Raw genomic sequence first — 3,192 nt, 5'->3', positions numbered from 1 at the left:
CTCATGATGTCCCTCTGGGATGCGCTCCGGATGAATATGATGATCTCATATCAGGAACTTGTTCGCACCTTCCCTAGCTCTTTCATCATCCTAGAAGAACTCTTAATTAAGTATTCTTCAAGTGGGCCAGCATATGCCCCTGATGTCACGATCGTTAGTTGCGTAAGAGGATGAGTCAAACTCTCAATGCCCTTCAGGATGTCATTCTGGACAGCAGCAATATAAACAGGCGAAGCCGCAATCAAATATTCATCATTCGGACTGGACTGCATTAACTGGCTTATAGTTGCGCAACGGTTATGCTTTCCTAGTGATTTTGTGATGGCTTTCCACCAGAGATCATGCCTGAATGGTACTTGATGAAATGTCGCCTCGTAAGAGGGCACCCGATCTCGACTATTTAAAAACCCCATCCCGGCAGAGATTATCCACAACTCCAGATTTCTGGTTGAGTTTAAAATTTCCTTTGCCGTAGACCAGTGATTACCTGAATACAAGGACAATGCCGGTACCGCCTGATTACTTCTGGCGTCGTCTACAATGTTACTCCAGGCATATGCTGCGTCGTCCGGGGTTTGTTTTGGATCTATGTCCAATGTCGGCCAGACGTGGCCCTGATGATTCTTGCCCTTTGTACAGGAAGTGATTAAGTGTACTGAGCGTTCAGAGAACATTATCTTCCTTACATACCCATAGAACAGCTTTCTAAGAACGGTGGGCTCGCCTGAAAATTACAAATCAGCCCCTTTCACGGCATCATTTTGATTCTTCGCGTCTGCCCCCAGTAAGATGACCGGTTTTCTGCATGACAGTGTTATTCCTAACAAACGCAACACAAAACCACGCCAGCCAGAGCAAATTTTTTCATTTGCTGCGTAAAGCCTATTGTTTTCTCTTTTAAGCTTCGCCCACTCGTTACAGAGGGTAACATCATCAAGCGCTGTTATATGCTTCGCCTCACCTTCGACGATAACGGTATGGATACCGTATGCTGTAAATCTCATACTATTTTCCAGAACCCAGTTGCGGTATTCGTTGAGTCCACCTTCGGAACCGGTAGCTCTGCGCCACATTTCAATTTGCTTGTGTGATGGGTCAAGTGTACTTGTCATTGAAGCCTCGTCTCAGCGATAACGCTTGAAATAGCCCGCTTTGGTCAAAATGAAATTAGCCATCTGACTGGCGATTTGATTGTATCTTACTCATAGTGCCCAACCTATAGGTTAAAAAGGGGCATTTTCGCTTTATAGCGTGTTCAACATCATCAATCATCCCAAGAAAGGCTGGCTTATTAAGCCGGTCCATCATTTTCTGTATATCTCTCATCAATTTTTATATCCGGCCTGAAGTGCACCGTTCAAGCACACCGATCAGGCAGTTAGTCACTAGTTAACTCTTTACTAGAGACTAAATTCCATTGATTTACGTGACAACGTCACGTCATTAAGGTTTGCAAATGCCTAATTTTCATACTATGGGATTTAATTAGGAGTAAATCCCACAGGTTTACATAAAGCTGACATTTAAAAGTGTTAAAAATCAATCAGATAGAAAGAAAAGGCTCTCCGGAAGAACTCTTCTCATTATTTCGCCGCCCGGGGTTATTGCTGACAGATCTGAAAGTGCTAATATGTTAGTCATTAGTAATTAGTAAAGCCTTTACTAAACGCGTTTCTACGTAAATTCTATTGGTTTTAGAGGGTCCTACTGTCCGAAGACAATAAAGTTGTACACAAAGCACTAAAGTTGTAACCATTCTCAAAAAACGACGCTAATGTTGTATGCTTACTGAATGTGTGGCTATAGGGTTGGAGACTATAAAATGCACATATAGGTACGTATCAATGTCGTTTTTTGGGTACGATCATGGGTAGGGGTAGGCGTCTCAAATCCTATTTGGATTATGAAAATGCGCTAGGTGACGGCATAGGAGTGGGCTATGGCCAAAGTTATCAGCCCTGGCTTAGAGCTCAGGACGTTAAATCCCGTGGAAACCGTTCGATAGTCTTTGGCCTTAAGACGTTTCGAAACCATCATCATGGGGTTTGAGGGCCAATGAGGCTTTGTTGAATAAATAAGATTTCGTGCGAACGACCCTGTAGCTGGCTGGATTTTCAGGCAATACGCACGCTTTCTGGCATCCCAGCCTTTGTCATCCTGTTCAACGCACGCACCATGGCCATAGCTTCCGCTACCTGACCATCGTAGTCACGCAGCGTCAGTGAATCTCCCAACAACTGCTTCATTCTGTACATTGCCGTTTCCGCTATCGAGCGACGGTTATATTCCGTTGTCCATTTCCACCGTGCATTGCTTCCGCTCAGCCGCTGATTAGCAACGGCACGGTTGCGGTCTGCGTACTCACCGGGCCAGTAACCTGCTCCTTTTCGGGGAGGAATAAGCGCGCTGATTTTTTTGCGGCGCAGTTCATCGTGACAGAGCCGGGTATCGTAAGCTCCGTCTGCCGCGGCTGCCCTGATTTTTCTGTGAGTCTGCCGGATAAGGCCCGGGAAGGCTTCTGAGTCCGTGACGTTATTCAGCGACAGGTCTGCACAGACAACTTCATGTGTGTTGCTGTCAACAGCAAGATGCAACTTTCGCCAGATACGACGGCGCTCTTTGCCGTGCTTTCTGACTTTCCATTCGCCTTCACCAAAGACCTTCAGCCCGGTGGAATCAATCACCAGGTGTGCGATTTCACCCCGGGTGGACGTCTTGAAACTGACATTAACCGACTTTGCCCGCTTACTGACACTGGTGTAATCCGGGCAGCGCAACGGAACGTTCATCAGGGCAAAAATGGAATCAATAAAACCCTGCGCAGCCCGCAGGGTCAGCCGGAATACGCGTTTAATCACCAGAACGGTGGTGATGGCGAGATCAGAATAGCGCTGGGGCCTTCCTCGTGATGAAGGCGTTGCCGACTCATACCAGGCCTGAATCGCCTCATCATCCAGCCAGAAAGTGAGGGAGCCACGGTTGATGAGAGCTTTGTTGTAGGTGGACCAGTTGGTGATTCTGAACTTTTGCTTTGCCACGGAATGGTCTGTGTTGTCGGGAGGATGCGTGATCTGATCCTTCAACTCAGCAAAAGTTCGATTTATTCAACAAAGCCACTTTTTAATTAAATTTAATAAAAACGAAAAAATATTCATGGCGAAATGATTGTTTAATTATCTATCATGGATAGAA

3 protein-coding genes and 1 pseudogene are annotated in these 3,192 nt (G+C 45.9%); 1 reads left to right on the top strand and 3 read right to left on the bottom strand.

From position 1 onward, the window contains the following. Positions 1-50: 50 nt before the first annotated feature. Entirely contained in the window at positions 51-674 is a 624-nt protein-coding gene (locus QMN38_RS26395) for a hypothetical protein (protein ID WP_000490639.1), read from the bottom strand. Between the two features lie 57 nt (positions 675-731). Beyond that, positions 732-1,112, bottom strand: coding sequence for a hypothetical protein (locus QMN38_RS26390; RefSeq protein WP_001371925.1), 381 nt, complete (start codon positions 1,110-1,112; stop codon positions 732-734). Positions 1,113-1,866: 754 nt separating this feature from the next. Here QMN38_RS26390 and QMN38_RS26385 point away from each other — a divergent pair. After that, positions 1,867-2,037 (top strand): annotated as a pseudogene (locus tag QMN38_RS26385) (TnsA endonuclease N-terminal domain-containing protein); the annotation flags it as partial. A 77-nt stretch (positions 2,038-2,114) separates the two neighbouring features. On the opposite strand, the gene QMN38_RS26380 reads toward QMN38_RS26385, so the two are convergent. Beyond that, positions 2,115-3,083 (bottom strand): IS5 family transposase, encoded by a 969-nt coding sequence (locus tag QMN38_RS26380; RefSeq protein WP_000654811.1) that lies wholly within the window; start codon positions 3,081-3,083, stop codon positions 2,115-2,117. Positions 3,084-3,192: the final 109 nt, after the last annotated feature.

Source organism: Citrobacter sp. R-1.5.2 (assembly GCF_035064245.1).
GTDB lineage: Bacteria > Pseudomonadota > Gammaproteobacteria > Enterobacterales > Enterobacteriaceae > Citrobacter.
This window is presented reverse-complemented; position numbering and strand designations above follow the sequence as displayed.

What these genes read in the sequence shown, in the direction of transcription:
- QMN38_RS26395 (WP_000490639.1), bottom strand. Translation starts at nt 674, where the DNA reads ATGTTCTCTGAACGCTCAGTACACTTAATCACTTCCTGTACAAAGGGC.
- QMN38_RS26390 (WP_001371925.1), bottom strand. Translation starts at nt 1,112, where the DNA reads ATGACAAGTACACTTGACCCATCACACAAGCAAATTGAAATGTGGCGC.